Source organism: Bacteroidota bacterium (genome assembly GCA_018266835.1).
GTDB lineage: Bacteria > Bacteroidota > Ignavibacteria > Tepidaquicellales > Tepidaquicellaceae > JAFDZO01.
Genome location: JAFDZP010000002.1, coordinates 440,350 through 459,575, shown reverse-complemented (window position 1 = coordinate 459,575; position 19,226 = coordinate 440,350). Strand labels below are relative to the sequence as shown.

14 protein-coding genes are annotated in these 19,226 nt (G+C 36.8%); 5 read left to right on the top strand and 9 right to left on the bottom strand.

From position 1 onward, the window contains the following. The first annotated feature begins 161 nt into the window (after nucleotides 1–161). The 5 genes from JST55_03860 (at nucleotide 162) to JST55_03840 (ending at nucleotide 9,336) form a co-directional block, all read left to right on the top strand. Nucleotides 162–2,057 (top strand): choice-of-anchor J domain-containing protein, encoded by a 1,896-nt coding sequence (locus tag JST55_03860; GenBank protein MBS1492618.1) that lies wholly within the window; start codon nucleotides 162–164, stop codon nucleotides 2,055–2,057. A gap of 217 nt (nucleotides 2,058–2,274) precedes the next feature. Further along, nucleotides 2,275–4,740, top strand: coding sequence for a T9SS type A sorting domain-containing protein (locus JST55_03855; protein ID MBS1492617.1), 2,466 nt, complete (start codon nucleotides 2,275–2,277; stop codon nucleotides 4,738–4,740). A 180-nt stretch (nucleotides 4,741–4,920) separates the two neighbouring features. After that, nucleotides 4,921–7,344 (top strand): T9SS type A sorting domain-containing protein, encoded by a 2,424-nt coding sequence (locus tag JST55_03850; protein MBS1492616.1) that lies wholly within the window; start codon nucleotides 4,921–4,923, stop codon nucleotides 7,342–7,344. Nucleotides 7,345–7,575: 231 nt separating this feature from the next. Beyond that, complete coding sequence (locus JST55_03845; GenBank protein MBS1492615.1) at nucleotides 7,576–8,004, top strand: hypothetical protein; 429 nt, start codon at nucleotides 7,576–7,578, stop codon at nucleotides 8,002–8,004. A gap of 114 nt (nucleotides 8,005–8,118) precedes the next feature. Further along, nucleotides 8,119–9,336: a phosphoglycerate kinase gene (locus tag JST55_03840; protein MBS1492614.1), complete on the top strand. Its 1,218-nt coding sequence runs from the start codon at nucleotides 8,119–8,121 to the stop codon at nucleotides 9,334–9,336. Nucleotides 9,337–9,416: 80 nt separating this feature from the next. Here the strand turns inward: JST55_03840 and JST55_03835 are convergent, their stop codons facing one another. From JST55_03835 to JST55_03795, 9 genes are all read right to left on the bottom strand, one after another. Further along, nucleotides 9,417–10,823: a bifunctional UDP-3-O-[3-hydroxymyristoyl] N-acetylglucosamine deacetylase/3-hydroxyacyl-ACP dehydratase gene (locus JST55_03835; protein MBS1492613.1), complete on the bottom strand. Its 1,407-nt coding sequence runs from the start codon at nucleotides 10,821–10,823 to the stop codon at nucleotides 9,417–9,419. Between the two features lie 3 nt (nucleotides 10,824–10,826). Further along, nucleotides 10,827–11,861: a UDP-3-O-(3-hydroxymyristoyl)glucosamine N-acyltransferase gene (gene lpxD, locus JST55_03830; protein MBS1492612.1), complete on the bottom strand. Its 1,035-nt coding sequence runs from the start codon at nucleotides 11,859–11,861 to the stop codon at nucleotides 10,827–10,829. Between the two features lie 38 nt (nucleotides 11,862–11,899). Beyond that, nucleotides 11,900–12,424 carry an OmpH family outer membrane protein gene (locus JST55_03825; protein ID MBS1492611.1) on the bottom strand — a complete coding sequence of 175 codons (525 nt, stop codon included), beginning with the start codon at nucleotides 12,422–12,424 and terminating at the stop codon, nucleotides 11,900–11,902. Between the two features lie 49 nt (nucleotides 12,425–12,473). Then, nucleotides 12,474–13,040, bottom strand: a complete 567-nt coding sequence (locus JST55_03820; protein ID MBS1492610.1) for an OmpH family outer membrane protein — start codon at nucleotides 13,038–13,040, stop codon at nucleotides 12,474–12,476. A gap of 44 nt (nucleotides 13,041–13,084) precedes the next feature. Continuing rightward, entirely contained in the window at nucleotides 13,085–15,466 is a 2,382-nt protein-coding gene (gene bamA / locus JST55_03815) for an outer membrane protein assembly factor BamA (protein MBS1492609.1), read from the bottom strand. A 10-nt stretch (nucleotides 15,467–15,476) separates the two neighbouring features. After that, nucleotides 15,477–16,253: an isoprenyl transferase gene (locus JST55_03810; GenBank protein MBS1492608.1), complete on the bottom strand. Its 777-nt coding sequence runs from the start codon at nucleotides 16,251–16,253 to the stop codon at nucleotides 15,477–15,479. A 223-nt stretch (nucleotides 16,254–16,476) separates the two neighbouring features. After that, the gene (gene trpS, locus JST55_03805; GenBank protein MBS1492607.1) at nucleotides 16,477–17,475 is read right to left on the bottom strand and encodes a tryptophan--tRNA ligase; all 999 of its coding nucleotides are present in this window, start codon (nucleotides 17,473–17,475) and stop codon (nucleotides 16,477–16,479) included. Nucleotides 17,476–17,793: 318 nt separating this feature from the next. After that, nucleotides 17,794–18,804 (bottom strand): M42 family metallopeptidase, encoded by a 1,011-nt coding sequence (locus tag JST55_03800; GenBank protein ID MBS1492606.1) that lies wholly within the window; start codon nucleotides 18,802–18,804, stop codon nucleotides 17,794–17,796. Further along, nucleotides 18,801–19,139 (bottom strand): septum formation initiator family protein, encoded by a 339-nt coding sequence (locus JST55_03795; protein ID MBS1492605.1) that lies wholly within the window; start codon nucleotides 19,137–19,139, stop codon nucleotides 18,801–18,803. Before JST55_03795 ends, JST55_03800 begins: the two co-directional genes overlap by 4 nt. Between the last annotated feature and the right edge of the window lie 87 nt (nucleotides 19,140–19,226).

Below are 19,226 nucleotides of genomic sequence, written 5' to 3'. Positions count from 1 at the left end.
AGTTTTAAAAGCCTATTCAACTGTAATAGTTGGATAGGCTTTTTTATTGAAAACAGTTTAGAATATAACTTTTTTTTCATTGACAAATGAAATTAAAAACGACAATTTAACGTAACATTATTTTTACTATTTATTTAATCAAAAAAGGAAAAAGGATTAAAATGAAATCAAAACTCATTCCAACTTTTATTGTACTAGTTTTATCGTTAGGAATATTTTTAGGCTTTAACATTGGTTCAAATGAACCGGGTGTGTCTAAAACTGCTCCTGAGAATTACGATAACGCACAACATGTATATCCACAAGTTTTTTCAGCTGGAACAGTTGTATATGTTGACAGCTTAAATGGTGCTAACGATACAACATCATTAAAAGCAAGAGGATACAAACCATACTACAGAGGTACGGGCGCACAAGGTCTTACAGCTACGTGGTTCCAAGGTGACGGTACAACAATTCCTGCATATAATGGTCCTGCAACAGGATGCGTTTATGCAAACTATAACGTAGTTACAGGAACAAACAACATTGATAGCTGGTTAGTTCTTCCAAGATTAGCCGGTGGTATTCAAGCAGGTGACTCATTATATTTCTTCCAAAGATCACCGGCAGCAAATCCTTATCCGGATTCAATCAGAGTAATGTACTCTGCTAACGATTCAGTACCTGAAGGCAGCTGGACAGAATTAGGTAGATTCTTAACAGACATCTCAGGTAACTATTCAAGAAAAGGTTTCAGAGCTCCTACAGCATCAGCTAACGGAAGATTTGCAATCAGATATTGCGTTGTTGGTGGCGGACCATCAGGTAACAATAGTAATATCATTTCTCTTGATATGATTACAATTGAAAGAACAGCAGCTCCTGCTCCTGATCCTACAACATGGTACGAACAAACATCAGGTGTTACAACAGCTTTATATTCTGTTTCAGCTCCTGACATAAACAATGCCTGGATTGCCGGTGCAGGTGGTAAAGTTTTAAGAACAACAAACGGCGGTACATGGGCAGCAGTTACATCTCCTGATGCAAATGACCAGTATTGTATCTGGGGTATCAGCGCAACAACTGCTATCACAACTTCATCTTCAGCTAGTGCTACATTTGTTTACAGAACAACAAACGGCGGTACAAACTGGACACAAGTATTCACACAAACCGGTGGTTTCATGGACGGTTTCTATTTCAAAGATGCTAACAACGGTATTATGTATGGTGACCCTGTAGGCGGCAGATTACAAGTTTGGAGAACAACAAACGGCGGCGCTAACTGGGATTCAACAGGTCAAAACATTACAACAACTGCTGCCGGCTGGAACAATGCTATGACAGGTCTTGGTGATAATGTCTGGATCGGTACAAACACCACAAACGTTTACAAAACAACTAACTTTGGAACAAGCTGGACAGCAGGTACAGCTATCCAGGCTAACGGTTATTCTTTATATTTCTCAAGCCCAACCAATGGTTATTTAGGCGGTGCTGAGTTAAACACAACAACAAACGGCGGTACCAGCTGGTCAGCAATGACATCTATCGGCACAGGTAACATTAGTGGTATTACACCTTCCAATACAAAAGTATTCATGACCAGACAAGCAACAACAGTTAACGTTACAACAAACAATGGTGCAGCTTGGACAGTAGCTTATACTTCACCAGCAGGTGGAAACTACTATCACATTACAACAGCAAGAACAGGAAGTCCATATTTATATGCTGTAAAATCATTGGGTGGTATTTCTAAATACGGCGGTACAGCATCTGGTGTAACAAATCCAAATACAGTTGTTGATAACTATTCATTATCACAAAACTATCCTAACCCATTCAACCCGACAACAAGCATCAGCTTTGCAATTCCACAAAACGGATTTGTAACTCTGAAAGTTTACAATATGCTTGGTAAGGAAGTTGCCACATTAGTAAATGGTAACCTGAATGCAGGACAACATAATTATAATTTCAATGCTTCAAACTTAGCTTCAGGCGTTTATTTCTATAAACTCGAAGCAGGTAATTTCTCTGAAGTAAAGAAAATGTCCTTAATTAAATAAGAAGAAGTTCTTATTAAATATATTTTGAAAGCCCTGCAGGCGAAGAGCTTGCAGGGCTTTTTTTTTACCCTTTAATAAAAGGCTGTTGTTAATTCAAATTTTAAAAAAAAATCAGTTAGTAAAATTTAACTTTTTTTTACTATTGCATTAAAAAAAATAAATACTCAATTTTATTAAACCCCATCTAAACCAAATTAAAACTAAGAAAGGAAAATTTATGAAATTTTCAAAAACTTTTTTATTGTTGTTTGCTTTTTTGGCTTTTGCTTTAAATGCAAATTCTCAGGATAGTAAAATCAGACCTTCAGTTTTAAATGACGTTAACCCTTCTTCTCTCGTTAGCGGTATTACGTCTTCGAAGCCGGTGGTTAATAGCAGCTATCTTGATGCCATTGGCGACTTGATTGGAAATTATAATGTTGACTCTCTTACACCCGGAAACGCAGTTTCCTATGGAGTTGTGTGGACAGGTTCATATTATATCATCAGCCAATTCAATGCAAATAAATTTTACAGAATCAGAGCTAACTGGACATTAATAGACTCTTTTACTGTTTCAGGCTCTACAGGTTCATTCAGAGATATGGCTTTTGCAAAAGGTCTTCTCTGGGGTGTAAATACAACGAACCAGATTTTCGGTGTTGATACTGCTACTAAAACTGTAGTAAAGACAATCACATGCAGTGGTGCAGCAACTTTAAGAGCACTTTGCTGGGATCCTGTAAGAAACGGTTTCTGGGTAGGAACAACATCCTTCACAGGTCCGTTAGTATGCGTTGATACAAACGGAGTGAACATTCCGGGTGCGTCAATTACAACACCAGCTTCAGGTTTATATTCAGTTGGTTATGATTCAAACCCAACAGGTCCTTATCTATGGATTGGAACAGACCAGACACCAACATCCAATACAGGTACAGCATTAGTACAATACAATGCTGTTACACTCGCTCAAATTGGGTCTCCAATTAATATTACAGTTCCATTAACAACAGGTGCTCCGCTTGCATCAGGCGGCGGTGAAGTTGTTACAAATTTGGTTCCCGGCAAGAGAACATGGGTCGGATTAGTTCAAGGTACTCCTGATAGAGTAATTATTATTGACCTTGGAAGTTCAGTTGCTCCTCCTTTAAGTCCGTTCAATTTACAAACTCCTACAGCAGGAGCAAGAATTGTAACTGTACCGGGCTCATCAACTCCTGTAACAATTACATGGGATACATCAGCAACAGGTGCAACATACAGATTTGTATTTGGTAATCCGACAACAACACCAAGAAGATTTACAATTCCTTCTGGTACAACAAATTCTATTACAACAACTTTAGGTGCATTAGATATACTTCTTGCAGCTAACGGATTTACAAATAACGGTTCTGCATCCGATTCAGCTGTTGGTCAATGGGATGTTTGGGCATATAAAGGTCCCGGAGCTTCAGGTGCCGATTCATTAAAATCAACAAACGGACCAAGAGCAATTACTTTAAGAAGACAACAAGTTACATTGTCTCCATTTGCTTTAACTGCTCCTGCATCAGGTATCACAATCATTACATCTCCTGCTGATCCATCACCTGTAACAATTTCATGGGGTTCAGCCGGCGTAGGTGCAACATACAGATGGCTCTTTAAACAAGGTGCAACATATTCAGATCCTGCAACAGTAAGATTACTTGCAGATAACGCAGGACTTGGAACAACACTTACATTAAGAAATTCTCAGGCAGATAGCTTACTTGCAACATTGGGTGTAGCTCCCGGAGATTCCGTAACAGGAACATGGAGAGTAAGAGCATATTCAACAGACTCTTTAAACTCAACTGCACCTGACAGACAAATTACTTTAAGAAGAGTTGGATTGCTTCCATTGAATCAAACTTTTGAAGATGCTGCTTTCCCGCCATTATTCTGGACATTAGACGGTGCAGGAACACAATACTGGACAAGAGCAACAACCGGTGCTACAGGAAGTACAGCTTCAGCTAAATATGATTTCTGGACAGCAACTGCTACAACAGGTCCGCAAACATTAACATCAAATACATTTCCACCTGTAGTTGCAAATCTTAACTATTTAAAATTTGATGTTGCCGCAGCTTATTATTCAGCTACTGCAATTGATTCATGCGTAATCGAAACTTCAACAGATGCAGGTACAACCTGGACAAGATTAGTAGGTATGTATCAGTCTACTTCTTTGACATCAGGTTCAAACTCTACACCTATAATGTCAACAGTTTCATCTACATCACAATTTACACCAACTGCAGCTCAGTGGGCAAATAAATATTATGCAATGCCTGTGGGAACCAATAAAGTTAGATTTATTGCAAAGAGCGCATACGGTAATAACTTATATATTGATAACGTTACTTCAGGCGGAATATCAGGAATCAGTACTCCTATTTCTTTAACACCTGATAAATTTGAGTTGAACCAGAACTATCCAAATCCGTTCAACCCGACAACAAAGATCAATTTCTCAATTCCAAAACAATCATTTGTAACATTAAAGATTTATGATATGCTCGGAAGAGAAGTTGTAACTTTAGTAAATCAGGAAATGACTCCAAATGTATATTCAGTTGATTTCAACGCTTCAACTTTAGCATCAGGTGTATATTTCTACAAGCTGCAAGCAGCTGATTTCACCGATGTAAAGAGAATGATGCTTGTGAAGTAATTATTCTTTAAATATATTTTTAGTAAAGCCCGTGTGTGAAGAACGCACGGGCTTTTTTATTTTGGCATAGAAATATTTACACAGGTATTTTTGCACAGAGATATTAGCACAGGGATATTAGATTGAGATTTAATATTTTCTTCGCTATTATTTACCTAAATACCCCTAAGTTATAGCTCTATGAGAATTTTTACGATATTATTACTTACAGTCATAGTCCTTTCAATTTCCGGAATTTCATTTTCCCAGAATAAAAATATATATTCAGCTCTAAGAGATCCAAATCCGGGTAAACAAATTAATATAGAACCATCCGCATCAGTTCAGAGTTATATGAGTAGATGGTTTGGTGATGCATTAAATGGTTCTACAGGGGTAGTAAAATCATTTTTAAATACACCGGGAAGTCTTACCATGCTTTTTTCTTCATCGAGGTCCCTTTTCGGAGCAGCGAGAAGTACATCAGGAATTTATTACGCATTAGAATACACGGCACCCGGCGCAGGAAACCTGGTTACTATAGACACAGCTTCAGGTAACATAAGTACTATAGCGCCTCTATCAGGACTTGGTACGGGCCATATTGTTACGGGTATGGCTTGGGATAAAAATACAAGTGTAATGTATGTAGTATCAACAGATGGTGCGTCAGGAAGATTATATACAGTTAACCTTGCAACCGGTGCGCTTACTACTCAGGCAGCATCAATGACTGGAAGTACATTTCCAATAGATATAGCAATAAACAATTCAGGAGCAATGTACAGCTGCGATGTAACTACTTCATCGCTTAATTTAATTAACAAAACTACAGGTGCAGCTACTTTAATTGGTGCCCTTGGAATCACAATAAATTATGCTCAGGGAATGGCATTTGACCCCGAGACTGATTCACTTTTTTTAGCCGCATATACTGATGCAGGAAAATTATATCGATGCAATACTTCAAACGGGTCAGTAACTCTCATAGGTAATTTCGGTTCATCAGGAAATGAAATCGATGCGTTCATTATTCCACCGGCTGTAAACAGACAGTTAAATGCATTCAATCTTCAGTCGCCTTTATCTGATGTAAGGATAGTTACAGTAGCGGGTTCTTCAACACCTGTGACTATATCATGGGATACATCTGGGGCAGGAGCTTCGTACAAATTTATTTTTGGAAACCCTGCAGTTCCCCCGAGAAGAATAATTATTTCTTCAACAACAAATTCAATAAGTACAACATTAGGTGCATTAGATAATATTCTTGCTTCGAACGGGTTTACCAATAACGGCTCTGCAACAGATTCTGCAGCCGGTCAGTGGGATGTGTGGGCATATAAAGGAGCTGGTGCTCCCGGAACAGATTCTATAAAAGCGACCAACGGACCGCGTACAATCACATTAAGAAGGCAGCAGGCTTCACTCTCACCATTTGCGTTAGTTAGTCCTGTGAGTCCTCTAACAATTTTAACTTCGCCTGTTGATACAAGTTTGATAACTTTTTCATGGAGAAAATCAGGTCCGGGCGTAACTTACAAATGGTTATTTAAAAACTCCGGAACTTACTCAGAACCTCCGACAATAAAATTGACTTCAGATAATTCAGGATTGGATACTAATTGCTCGATAAGAGTTTCACGTCTGGATAGTATTCTATCAGGCTTAGGTATAGCTGCCGGAGATTCATCTACGGGAGTCTGGAGAGCAAGAGCATATGCTTTGGGAGATTCATTAAATTCAACAGCTCCTGACAGGCAGATAACATTTAAACGCACAGGTCTTCTGCAGTTAAACCAGCCGTTTGCTGAGACAAATTTTCCGCCTTTATATTGGAGCCTGGAATACGCAGGAGCATTATACTGGTCAAGGGAAACACCAAGCGCTTTTGGAACAGGTGCAGGGTCAGCAAGGTTTAAATTCTGGTCTGCAGATTTTGGGACAACACAGTCTTTAATCAGCAATCAATTTCCTCCTATAGGAGCTGGACCATATTATATAAAATTTGATTATGCATACAGGTTTTATGTTGATGGCGGCGGCATATTGGCAAATGATTCAGTCGGAGTGTTTACATCAACTGACAATGGTGCAAGCTGGATTTCACTTAAAACTTTATTTGCAACGCAAACACCCCAGGTGGGAATTAACAGCTCTAATAATTTAACAACTGCATCAGGCAGCGGAGAATACACTGCTCCTTCAAATGGTGAGTGGGCAACGAAAATTCTACCGCTTCCTTTAGGAACGAACAAAGTAAAGTTTACTGCTTACAGCAGCTATGGAAACAATGTATTCATTGATAACATACAGTCTTTTCTTTTTGTGGGTGTAACACCTGTTGCAGGTTCAATTCCAAATGAATATAAGTTATCACAAAATTATCCGAACCCGTTTAATCCTGTTACAAAAATAAGTTTCTCAATTCCTAAGCAGTCATTTGTTACATTAAAAATATTTGATGTAGTAGGAAGAGAAGTTTCAATTCTGGTTAATAGTCAGCTTGAGCCTGACCGGTACGAATTCAGTTTTGATGCTTCAAAATTATCTTCAGGAGTATATTTCTATCAGTTAGAAACAATTGATTTCAGAGACATTAAAAGAATGGTGTTAATAAAGTAAAACTTTTAAATTTTTACTTCGTATTACAATATATCTGCAAAGCCCCGCTTTTATCCGCAATTGGTAATATCCTCTTGTTGTATAACTCTCATAATTTATATTCGGTGTTTCCCTTACTCTCAAAATTAACCTTCAATCTATAACACTCTCATATAACTCTCATAAGTAACGGCAAAAGTAATTTTACTTTTGAATTCTCTATTATTGTTACAAACTATTTTAGGAGTGAATATGAAAACTTTTCATTACATCTTATCCCTAACCCTTACCTCTTTCTTAGTTTTTGTTTTGTTGGTTTCGGGATGCTCAAATCCCATAGAAAATTCCCGGGATTTAACTTTACCTGCAGCTGAAAACATTTCAGAAAATACCCGGGCCGCAGATCTGGAATTTTATGTCTGGAAATTAACACCTGTAGGAATTTCTCCGGCTGTTTGTAAGGCATACATTGATATTTATCAGGGAGAAACTTTTATTAAAACAATTGGCGTAACAGATCCTGACGGCAGGTTCATTATTCAATCGTTATCGCTCTCACAAGTAAATTATACTGCGTATGCTTATACAATTAGAGATGGATTTTTAGATTATTACGGTTATAAGAATTTTTATAACTCAGGTTCCGGCGTAAGGGTTTCAATCCAGGTAAATCATATCTGATTTTAATAGTAAGCCTGCGGAAATTCACCGCAGGCTTTGGTTTTCATTCATTTCTCCATATATTTTCTTTTTTAGAATAAGTATTTTTAATTTTCATAATTTCAACACACTTCTATGAACAAACTCACTATTAACGACTTAATCGAACAAAAGAAAATTAAAGGAAACAGAATACTTGTAAGAGTTGATTTTAATGTCCCGCTTGACGCAAACCGCGAAATTACCGACCCGAAAAGAATAATGGAATCTCTTTCCACAATTGCTGCAATCTGCACACGCGGCGGAAAGTGCATACTCATGAGTCACCTTGGCAGACCAAAAGGAGAAAAAAATCCGAAGTACTCACTAGATGTGGTAGCCGAATTTTTATCAAATCAGTTACAAAGAAAAATATTTTTTGCTGATGATTGTATAGGAGAAAACGTTCCCAAGATGATTAATGAAATGAAAGACGGTGATATATTATTACTTGAAAATTTAAGATACTATAAAGAGGAAGAAAAAAATGATGCAGAGTTTGCAAAAAAGCTCGCATCTTATGGTGATATATATGTAAACGATGCGTTCGGCACTGCACACAGAGCACATGCTTCAACTGAAGGCGTTACTCATTACATTAAGGAATGCGCAGCAGGATATCTGATGGAAAAAGAACTGAATTATCTTGCCGATGCTATTGATAATCCGCAAAAACCTTTGTGTGCTATATTAGGCGGTTCGAAGATTTCAGGGAAGATAGACGTTATACAAAATTTAATGACAAAGGCTGATTCGATTTTAATCGGCGGAGGGATGATGTTTACATTCTATAAAGCTTTGGGATATAATATCGGCAAATCGCTTTTAGAAGAAGATAAAGTTGAACTTGCAAAAGAGTTGATTGAAAAAGCGAAGTCATCGAATAAAAAATTATTACTTCCAACTGATGTTGTTTACGCAGATAAATTTGAGAATACTGCCGAATCAAAAGTATTTAAAGCAGATGCTTTGCCTGATGACCATAACGAATGGATGGGAATGGATATCGGGCCTGATACAATAAAAACTTTCAGCGACGAAATTTCAAATTCAAAAACGATTATCTGGAACGGACCTATGGGAGTATTCGAAATGGATAACTTTGCAAAAGGAACATTCCAAATTGCTAAAGCTTTAGCTGATGCAACGGATAAAGGCGCAATAACAATTATCGGCGGGGGAGACTCAGCCAGCGCAATTGCAAAAGCAGGACTGGATGAAAAAGTTTCACACGTATCAACAGGCGGCGGAGCATCACTTGAATTCTTAGAAGGCAAAAAACTTCCGGGAGTTGAAGCATTAACCAATAAATAACAAATTATTTTCTATATAAAAAGAAAAGGCTATGAAAATTTTTCATAGCCTTTTTTATTTATACAAAATTGATTTAATTTTTATCTATCTACAACTGCAGCAGTAATTTCTGCTTCACATGCGACTTCGCCGCCGACGTATCCTTTGTAAGCCTTACCTTTCAGCTTGCATATACCGCTTCTGAAATAAAGCAGTTCCATTTCAATCACTAACTGGTCACCGGGTACAACAGGTTTTTTCATCTTAGCATCTTTAATTGATGCAAAGTAACCAAGCTTATTTGATGTATCGCCGATTTCATTCAAAATTAAAATACATCCTGTCTGAGCCATTGCTTCTATTATCATAACGCCGGGCATAACAGGTTTTCCCGGGAAATGTCCCTGAAAGAACGGCTCATTTATAGTTACATTTTTTACTCCGACAATTCTTTTTCCCATTTCAATCTCAATGATTTTATCAACCATTACAAACGGATATCTGTGAGGAAGAATTTTTAAGATAGCTTCAATATCATAAACACCTTTTGCTGACTTCATCATCTGATATTTCTTCTCAAGCTTCTTTTGAAGATAAAGCTTGCGCAGCATTTTTGTAAACTCAACGTTTGCTCTGTGCCCGGGACGTGCTGCAAGTATCTGACCTTTAATAGGAGCACCGATTAAAGCCATGTCACCGATTAAATCCAGAAGCTTATGTCTTGCAGGTTCGTTTTTATATCTTAAATCTTTGTTGTTTAAAATTCCGTTTGAACCCATGATAACACTTTTTTCAATGCCTAATCTTTTCTTCATGCTTTCAAAATCTTCATCAGATAAATCCATATCCATTATTACTATTGCATTATCAATATCGCCCCCCTTGATAAGATTATTTGCTCTCAGCATTTCGACTTCGCTTAAGAAGCAAAATGTTCTGGATGGAGCAAACTCCTCTGCAAACTCTTTCTGCATGCTGAACAATCCCGTATGCTGAACGCCTAAAGCAGGGTTGTTAAAATCAATCATTACCGAAACTCTGAAGTCATCTTTCAAAGGAAGCGCAACTATATCAACATTGTTCTTTGTATCCTGATAGTGAACTGTATCTTCAATTATTAAATAATCTTTGTTTGCGCTCTGCTCAACAAACTCTGCTTTCTGTAAAGTCTCAACGTAAGCTTTTGCGCTGCCATCCATAATAGGTACTTCGTTTGAATCCAGCTCAATCAAAAGATTATCAACTTCACATCCCATAATTGCGGCAAGCACGTGCTCAACTGTATGCACTTCTACTCCGTCAACAGAGATTGTTGTTCCACGTGATAAATCCGTTACGTGGTCAACATCTGCCGGAATTTCAGGTGAATTTTCTATGTCAGTTCTTTTAAATCTGATTCCGAAATCTTCGGGAGCAGGTTTGAAAGTCATGTTCGATTTATTTCCAGTGTGTAATCCAACACCGGAAAGTGTAATCGCATTTTTTATTGTTCGTTGTTTTTCAAACATCTCTTATTTTGGGGTAAAATTTTTTATAATTGTTTCCAGTTCTTTAATTCTTTTTTCGAGCTTATCGAGATTTCTTATTCTTACTTCCTGTTTCAAATCTTCTGACTGCGGCTTAGCTCTGTATCCTAAATAAACACCGGGTTTAGTAATAGATTTTGATACTCCTACTGAAGCGCCGATGATTACATCATCACAAATTTCTATATGTCCTACTATTCCTGCCTGCCCGCCAATCATACATCTCTTGCCGATTTTAGTTGAGCCTGCAACACCTGTCTGCGCTGCAATAACTGTATTTTCTCCTATGATAACATTGTGCGCTATTTGTATCTGATTATCCAGCTTTACACCTTTGCATATTCTCGTTTCTCCTAAAGTCGCTCTGTCTATTGAACAGTTGCTTCCTATTTCAACATCTTCCTCAGTAACAACATTTCCAATCTGCGGAATTTTTTTGAATGAACCGTCATTCTGTCTTGCCTGACCGAAGCCGTCACTTCCTATTACTGTATTGGAATGAATTATATTGTTCTTTCCAATCTCACAATCGTTATAAATTGTAACTCCTGAGTAAATTGTAGTGCCATCTGAAATTTTTACGTTATCACCAATCGAGCAGTTGGAAAAAATTTTCACATTATTTCCAATGGTGCAGTTATCACCGATTGATACAAAGTCATCAATAAAAATATCTTTGCCTAAAATACAATTTTTTTCTATTGATGCTTTATCAGAAATGCCGGTTTTATCTGAGGTAAATCCATTGGAAAACTCATCAAGAATTTTCACAAATGAGTTATAGGAGTCATCAACTTTTAACAAAGTAATTTCATCTCTTAAAATTTCCGGAGTGAAATCTTTGTTAACGATCAATGCCGAAGCATTTGTAGTCTGATAATATTTTTCGTATTGGGGATTAGCGATAAAAGAAATATCGCCTAATTCGGAAGTTTCTATCTTTGAGATTCTTTTTATTTCAATGTCTTTCGATTTATCGAAATCAGCATTTAATATTTTTGCAATCTCTGATAGTTTCATTTATAACTTTTGAGTAGAACACTTAAATATAAAGCAATTTATTTGCCTTCAACAATTTTTTGTACCTTTGCAGTTAAATCGTATTTCTCGTTTACATATAAAAGAAGTATTTCACTGCTTCTATCGAAAACATAATCAAAGCCGTCTTCCTTGGCAACTTTTTCTATAGCAAGAAAAATTCTATCCTGAACAGGTTTCATAAACTCAACCTGCTTCTGGAAGTATTCGCCATTCTCGCCGAACTTCTGAACTTTAAAATTTGTAATTGCATCATCAAGTCTCTTTATATCGGTTTCAAACTGAGTTTTTAATGCGTCAGTCAGAATCAGTTTTTTCTTATCGTAATCATCCTTAATAATTTTTAAGCTGTCCTGCAATCTTGTAAGCTCAAGCTGCCATTCTGTTACCTGGTTATCAAGTCTTGTCTTGGCATCTCTTGATTCCTGCATAGCATCAATAATTTTTTTTGAATCTATATATCCTACCTTTGTCTGAGCAGAAGCGAGGGATGAGTATCCTATCAATACAACTATAAAAAATAAAACAATTTTTAATTTAGCCATGGTAATATTTTAATTTTTAAAACAGGATATATAGATTCAAATAAAAAAATTATTTTAGTTTATCTAAAACTTTAAAGGTAATATCTGATTCTTTATCTCCGTAAATTAAAGCTCCGTTAGCTTTATCAAATACAAAATTTATTTTCATATCTTTTGCAACATCTTCGATTGCTTTTGTAACTTTATCTCTTACCGGTTTAAAAAGCTCCTGCTGTTTTGAAAGCAAATCGTTCTGAACTTTTTGTTTGTAATTATCTAAAGCCTCACCGTTTGTCTGAATTTCTCTTTGAAGATTTTGCATTTCTTCATTAAGGGCTTTTAGTTCAGCTTCACCTTTAATCTGACCTGATTCAACTTTCTTCTGAGCATCTTCGTATTTTGCTTTGAAGTTTTCAGCCTGTGTCTTCAAATCATTTTCTTTGGCAGCTATTGTATCAAGATAAACTTTCTGCATAGCTTCCATGTCTTTCTGAATTTTTTGCGATTCAGGTAACTGCTTCAATATAACTTCGCTATCCACAAATGCTACTTTTGCCTGAGAGTAAGATTTTCCCGCTCCTATTAAAATTAACAATGCGGCGAAGGCAAATGCCATTTTTATTACTGATGTTTTCAAAGAATAATTCTCCTTAAGTATTTATTAAATTATTAAAATTAAAATTAAAATCCTCTTCCAAACTGGAAGTGGAATAACCATTTCGGGTCCTGCTTGTCTTCAATAAGTCTGTCAAAGCCGTAACCGAAGTCAAATCCTACCAAACCAACTGCCGGCAATAAAAGTCTTGTACCAAATCCGACTGAACGTCTTAAATCAAACGGGTCAGTTTTTTTAATATCTCCCCATACGTTACCTGCATCAGCAAATGCAAGAATAAAAATCGGCAGAGGATCTAATGATAATGCGTATCTTAACTCTGCTGAGTATTTTACTGCGACTTTACCTCCGATAGGACTATTGCTTGTTGATTTTGGTCCTACGTTTCTATCATCGTAACCTCTTAGTGAAATTGTGTTGTATGTTAAACCGTTACCGCCCATGTAGAATACTTCAGTTGGCGGCAAATATTTATCGTCTGCGAGTGAATTAATAAAAGAGAAATTGAAGTTTGAATATAAAACTAATTTTCTGTCTCGTGTTAGTGCTTCATATGCATCGATAGTAAAAATATTTTTTATGTATTCTGTGTTACCTGGTAAGAAAGGTCCGCCTGATAACTCAGTCGATAACTGAAACTTTGTACCCGAAGTAGGGAAGACAGGATCAAACACAGATGAACGTGTTAAAATCTGTTTAAGTGCAATCTGGTCTCTTACACCTGTCTGATAATAATTATCACCGTTTATTACATCTGTTTTCTGATACTTAACCTGATAATCAACTCTGAAGAAATCATCGGGCCATTTTAATCTTCTTCCTATTGTTACATATGCTCCTGTTTCACGGATGTCATACGAATAATTTTGTCTCGTATCATATAAATTCACACCGAGTGATGTGGGTGTATTGTAAAGCCAAGGTTCAGTAAATCCGATAGAGAAAGTTCTGTAAGTACCGCCTTCACCAAACTGCCAGTTGAAGTTTAAAATCTGTCCGGCACCGCCTGAAAGAGGTTCTGCAATATCAAAGTTATTAAATGTAAGTCCTAATGAACCTGTAATACCAAAACTTCCGCTGTAACCGACTGAAGCATTGAACTGGTCGCTTGAACGTTCTTCAACAATGTATTTCATATTCACGGTGGAATCGTTTGCCAAAGAAATATCGTAATTCAGTTTTTCAGGATTGAAATAGTTCAGCGCTCTTAACTGTTCCATACTTCTTTTTACAGAGCTCTTTGTAAAAAAATCTCCGGGAATAGAGTACAATTCTCTTCTTAAAACCTTATCTTTTGTTTTATCGTTGCCGTCAAAGTTTACCAGTCCAAATTTGAAAGGATTATTCTCAGTTATTTTTATTTTTAAATCTACTTTATTATCACCGACAACTTTTTCGTCTATATCAGCATTGAATGCAAGATACCCGTTATCGAGGTATGTTGAGCTAATGTCTGTTTCAGACTCATTGTTAAAAATATTCTGCTGTAATTTTTTTATGTTGTAAACGTCACCTTTTTTAAGGCCTAACTTTCCTTTTAAAAGAGAATCACTGTATAGCTTATTTCCTTCAAACTTTATGTTGTTTATATAAAACTTTTTACCCTCGTCAATTTTAATTAAAATGTTAACATTTTCTTTTGCGGCATCTATCTTCAGTTCGTCCTTCAACCCGTTATCAACTATAGTTGCATCCTTGTATCCTTTTTCTTTGTAGAGATTAATAATGGATTTTTTATCTTCTTCAAATTTTTTCTTATCAAACTTAGCGCCTTCCCAGAATTTCCACCACACTTTTTCGGAAGTTTCCTTCATGGCATCTTTCAGGTCACCTGACTTGATGGTGTTTCCCTGAAAATTGATATTTCTTACTGTTAAGCTCTTGCCCTCATTTATCTTTACTCTTATTCTTGCTTCATTGCTGGCAGATACAAGCATATCGGTCTTTATTGTAGCAAGCGCATAACCCTCATCTGCATAGTATTTCCCGAGATTGTATTCTACATCTTTAAGTTTCTGATCGGTTATAACTTCACCCTTAACTAAATTAATTTTGGATTCTAAATCCTTTGTACTCATATCATCGTTGCCGGTGATTTCTATAGATTCTATTCTTGGATACTCTGCAACTTCAACAACTAAGTAAGCATCTGTACCGAATTTTTTATCTATGTAAATTTTAATATCTGAAAATAAGCCGAGATTCCATAACTTCTTTACTGCATCTCTTGTTTCTTCTGACGGAACTCCTATTTCCTGTCCGACCTGAAGACCTGTGTATGAAACAATTGTTTTTGAATCGTAATTTTTGTTACCCTTGGTGTTTATACTTACAATTTTATATACAGGCGGGCCTGTTTGCGAGTAAATATTTTCAGCTGAAAATAAGAGGGAAGAAAAAATGAATAACGATAATAAATATAAAAATACTTTTCTGTGGTTGAGCATTAAGTTTTGTTTATTTCTTTTGTATTTGTTCGCTTACAAGACCGAATCTTCGTTCGCGTTTTTGATATTCTGCTATTGCTTTGTAAAAACTGTTTCTTTTGAAATCCGGCCAGTAAATTGTATCTATATAAATTTCAGAGTAGGCCAGCTGCCATAATAAAAAATTACTTATCCTGTAATCGCCGCCTGTGCGTATCATTAAATCAGGGTCCGGAATTGATTTTGTTACAAGGTAATCCGAAAATAATTCATCGTTAATATCTGTCTGTGTTATTTTTCCGTTCTTGTAATCTTTTGCTATGTTCTTAACTGCATTAACTATATCCCATCTTCCGCTATAACTCAAAGCAAGATTGAGAGTTAATCTTTTATTATGCTTTGTATATTCCATACAGTCGTTCAGCTCGGCCATAACTTTATCAGGAAGCGTTGCAAGATTTCCCGATGCAATAAGTCTTACCCCGTTTTGATGGAGCCTCTCTGTCTCGCCTCTGATTGCTTTAATCAGTAATGTCATCAGGACTGAAACTTCATTCTTCGGTCTCTTCCAGTTTTCTGTTGAGAAAGTATAAAGAGTCAGGTATTTAATACCGCCTAACTCAACGCATGCTTCAACAATATCTCTTGCAGAATTAACACCTTCCTTATGCCCGAACACCCTGTTATAGCCCTTTGATTTCGCCCATCTTCCGTTGCCGTCCATAATGATTGCAACATGTTTGGGGATTTCGCCGTTTTTCTTTAATTCTTCCTGTAATTGTTTATCTTTTTCTGCGTTTTTAGCCAATTTTCAAAGGAAATTTTCTGCGGAATAACAAATATTGCTTATACTAAATCAAATTACAATTCTGTTAAATTTACCACAGATTTCACAGATTTTACTCACAAAGAACACAGAGTCTATCTATGTATAATCAAAATCTGTAATATATTTTAAAAAAATCTGTGTAATCTGTAAAAATAATCCGTGTAATTCCTGTCCCGCTTTAGCGGGATGTGGTTAATTAAAACTAACCGAATTTCATCGCTTCTCTTACTTCAATCATCGTTTCTTCTGCGACTTTTCTTGCTCGTGTTTCACCGTCTTCAACTATTTCAAGAACTTTACTTAAATCTTTTTCAAGCTCTGCTCTTTTTTCACGGACGGGCGCGAAGTGTCCTGCTATCTTATCCGCACACTTCATTTTACAATCAAAACACCCTAAAGTTCCGCTTTGACATCCTTCTCTTATTTCCGGCTCTTCTTCGGGATTAAATTTCTGATGATACAAGTAAACTAAACATATATCGGGATTACCCGGGTCGCCTTTTCTAAGCTTTGCCGGGTCGGTAAATGCCTTCTTCATCTTTGCTTTTATTTCATCATGTGAATCTGAAAGTAAAATTCCGTTGCCGAGCGACTTGCTCATCTTTGCCTTGCCGTCAAGTCCGGGCAGTCTTGCAAACTTCGTAATCTTAGGTTCAGGTATCGGAAAAATTTTCTTTCCGTTAAGTTCAAATGCCTGATTAAAATGCTCTGCAATGTGTCTCGTAATTTCTACGTGCGGCACCTGGTCTTCGCCGACGGGAACTGCATTACCTTTGTACAATAAAATATCTGCTGACTGCAATACAGGGTAGCCAAGATGTCCATATGATACAGACTGCATTTTTAAATCACGTATCTGTTCCTTCAGTGTAGGATTTTTTTCTAATCTATTCTTCGTAATCAGCATAGAAAAAATCAGATGAAGCTCAGTATGCTGTTTTATTTTTGACTGTCTGAAAATAGGGGACTTCTCCGGGTCAATTCCGCATGCAATCCAGTCAATTACCATATCAATCGAATCTTTGTAAACATTCTCTGTATCAAGAGAAGTTGTGAGCGTATGATAATCAGCTATCAGATGATAGTTCTGATAATCATTCTGCAATGTTATCCAGTTTTCAAGCGCGCCTACGTAGTGCCCAATGTGCAGGGCTCCCGTCGGCCTCATTCCAGATAAAATTATTTTCTTTTGTTCAGACATTTAAATTTTTTTATACATGTTCCCCTTCAAAACAAATTGTCTTTCACCCCCCTCCTTTTCAAGGAGGGGGTAGGGGGTGGTTAACTTATAAAGTTCTTCTCCCCTCCCCTTACTAAGGGGAGGGTCAGGGAGGGGTTAATGGGAACTTGCAGACAAAAATTGCTCTTTCCTTTAACCGCCCTCCCGCATCAAGTGCGGGACAAGCTCTCCTTAGTAAGGAGGGGGAAACATTATCGAAACTTTTCTTATATAAAAAAAGATGACAGGCCTTATATTTACAATAAAGGTGAGTCATCTGAATTTAATGTGGAAAAACTTTTAAAAATTTTCTATATATGCTTTTGTTAGTTTGTATGTTGCCTCAAGTCCCTTTTCGTGAGTGCGTTCTACTCCGTGCGAAGCTGATACTCCGGGACCGATTAACCCTACTTTAACATCATAACCGGAACGCACTGCTGCGCTTCCGTCAGAGTTGTAATAGGGATATATATCTATTACGTGATTTATTTTATTTTTCTCCGCAAGCTTACGAAGTTTTTCATTTACTGTGAAATCATAAGGACCCGATGAATCCTTCACGCAAATCGAAACAGCATCTTCCTGGCCTGTGCATCCGTCACCCACTACAGCCATATCGAGTACAAGCAGTTCCTTTGTTGAAGAGGGAATGCCCACGCATGAGCCGTGCCCTACTTCTTCATAATTCGAAAAATAAAATCCTACATTCTTAGCTTTGCCTGACTTCGCATATTCTTTAATCAGCTCAATCATTACTGCTGCGCATGCCTTGTCATCTAAAAATCTTGACTTCACAAATCCCGTATCTGTTGTTTCAAATCTTGTATCGTAAAAAATAAAATCGCCGACTTCAATTCCTAATTTTCTAACCTGTTCATCATCGCATACGAGAGCATCTATTCTGACTGACATATTTTCAAGTGACCTTGCATCGGTTCCCACTTTTCTGTTTACGTGAGAAGCAGGATTGTTCAGCAAAAACGTTCCTCTGAAAAATTTACCTTTTGAGTTTCTTATTGTAACATACTCGCCTTCAAATGAATTCAAAGGATAGCTTCCAAGCTCAGTAATTACAAGTGTGCCGTCTTTATTAATTTCCTTTACCATTGCTCCGAGCGTATCAATGTGCCCTGTAATAACAAGCTCCGGATTTTCCGTAAACGAAACAAGCAGCGAACCCTTATTTGTTTTTTTTATGTGCAGCTTTGAATCCTTAAAAAGAGATTCAATATGATTTATAACTTCAATTGTGTAGCCGGTCGGTGAATGTATTGCCAGAATTTCTTTTAAAGTGCTTACAACATTTTTCATTTAGTGCTGTCGATTAAAATTTTGTAGATGGTCTCATTCTCTTTCGTCATGCCGTATTTCTCGCGGGCAGTCTGTTCAATTTTTTTATCTGAGCTTTTTAAATCTTCAATATCTTTTTGTAAGTCCTTTGTCTTTTGCTGCTCTTCTTTCAGCTGGACTTCAAGCGCCTTGCGTTCGCTTTCCATTCTAAGTCTTGAAATCAATCCTTTGTTCCCGATTGATGCAAATACCAATAGCGTTCCAAGAACAATTAAAAACAAGACTACTTTCTTGTTGTACTTTATAAACCTCATAACGATTTTTAGCAAACCGTCTTTTTCAGGTTTAGTTTCCATAAGAAGATAAGAAGATTTATTTTACAACCCTGTTGTAGTCCCGCACTTGATACGAATCCATTCAAATGTCTTTCTTCCCTCCCCTTA

Bases quoted from the DNA above. Each gene is read 5' to 3' on its own strand.
- JST55_03825 (MBS1492611.1), bottom strand. From the start codon at position 12,424: ATGGCTAAATTAAAAATTGTTTTATTTTTTATAGTTGTATTGATAGGA.
- bamA (MBS1492609.1), bottom strand. From the start codon at position 15,466: ATGCTCAACCACAGAAAAGTATTTTTATATTTATTATCGTTATTCATT.
- JST55_03835 (MBS1492613.1), bottom strand. From the start codon at position 10,823: ATGTTTGAAAAACAACGAACAATAAAAAATGCGATTACACTTTCCGGT.
- trpS (MBS1492607.1), bottom strand. From the start codon at position 17,475: ATGTCTGAACAAAAGAAAATAATTTTATCTGGAATGAGGCCGACGGGA.
- JST55_03850 (MBS1492616.1), top strand. From the start codon at position 4,921: ATGAGAATTTTTACGATATTATTACTTACAGTCATAGTCCTTTCAATT.
- JST55_03840 (MBS1492614.1), top strand. From the start codon at position 8,119: ATGAACAAACTCACTATTAACGACTTAATCGAACAAAAGAAAATTAAA.
- JST55_03855 (MBS1492617.1), top strand. From the start codon at position 2,275: ATGAAATTTTCAAAAACTTTTTTATTGTTGTTTGCTTTTTTGGCTTTT.
- lpxD (MBS1492612.1), bottom strand. From the start codon at position 11,861: ATGAAACTATCAGAGATTGCAAAAATATTAAATGCTGATTTCGATAAA.
- JST55_03845 (MBS1492615.1), top strand. From the start codon at position 7,576: ATGAAAACTTTTCATTACATCTTATCCCTAACCCTTACCTCTTTCTTA.
- JST55_03795 (MBS1492605.1), bottom strand. From the start codon at position 19,139: ATGGAAACTAAACCTGAAAAAGACGGTTTGCTAAAAATCGTTATGAGG.
- JST55_03860 (MBS1492618.1), top strand. From the start codon at position 162: ATGAAATCAAAACTCATTCCAACTTTTATTGTACTAGTTTTATCGTTA.
- JST55_03800 (MBS1492606.1), bottom strand. From the start codon at position 18,804: ATGAAAAATGTTGTAAGCACTTTAAAAGAAATTCTGGCAATACATTCA.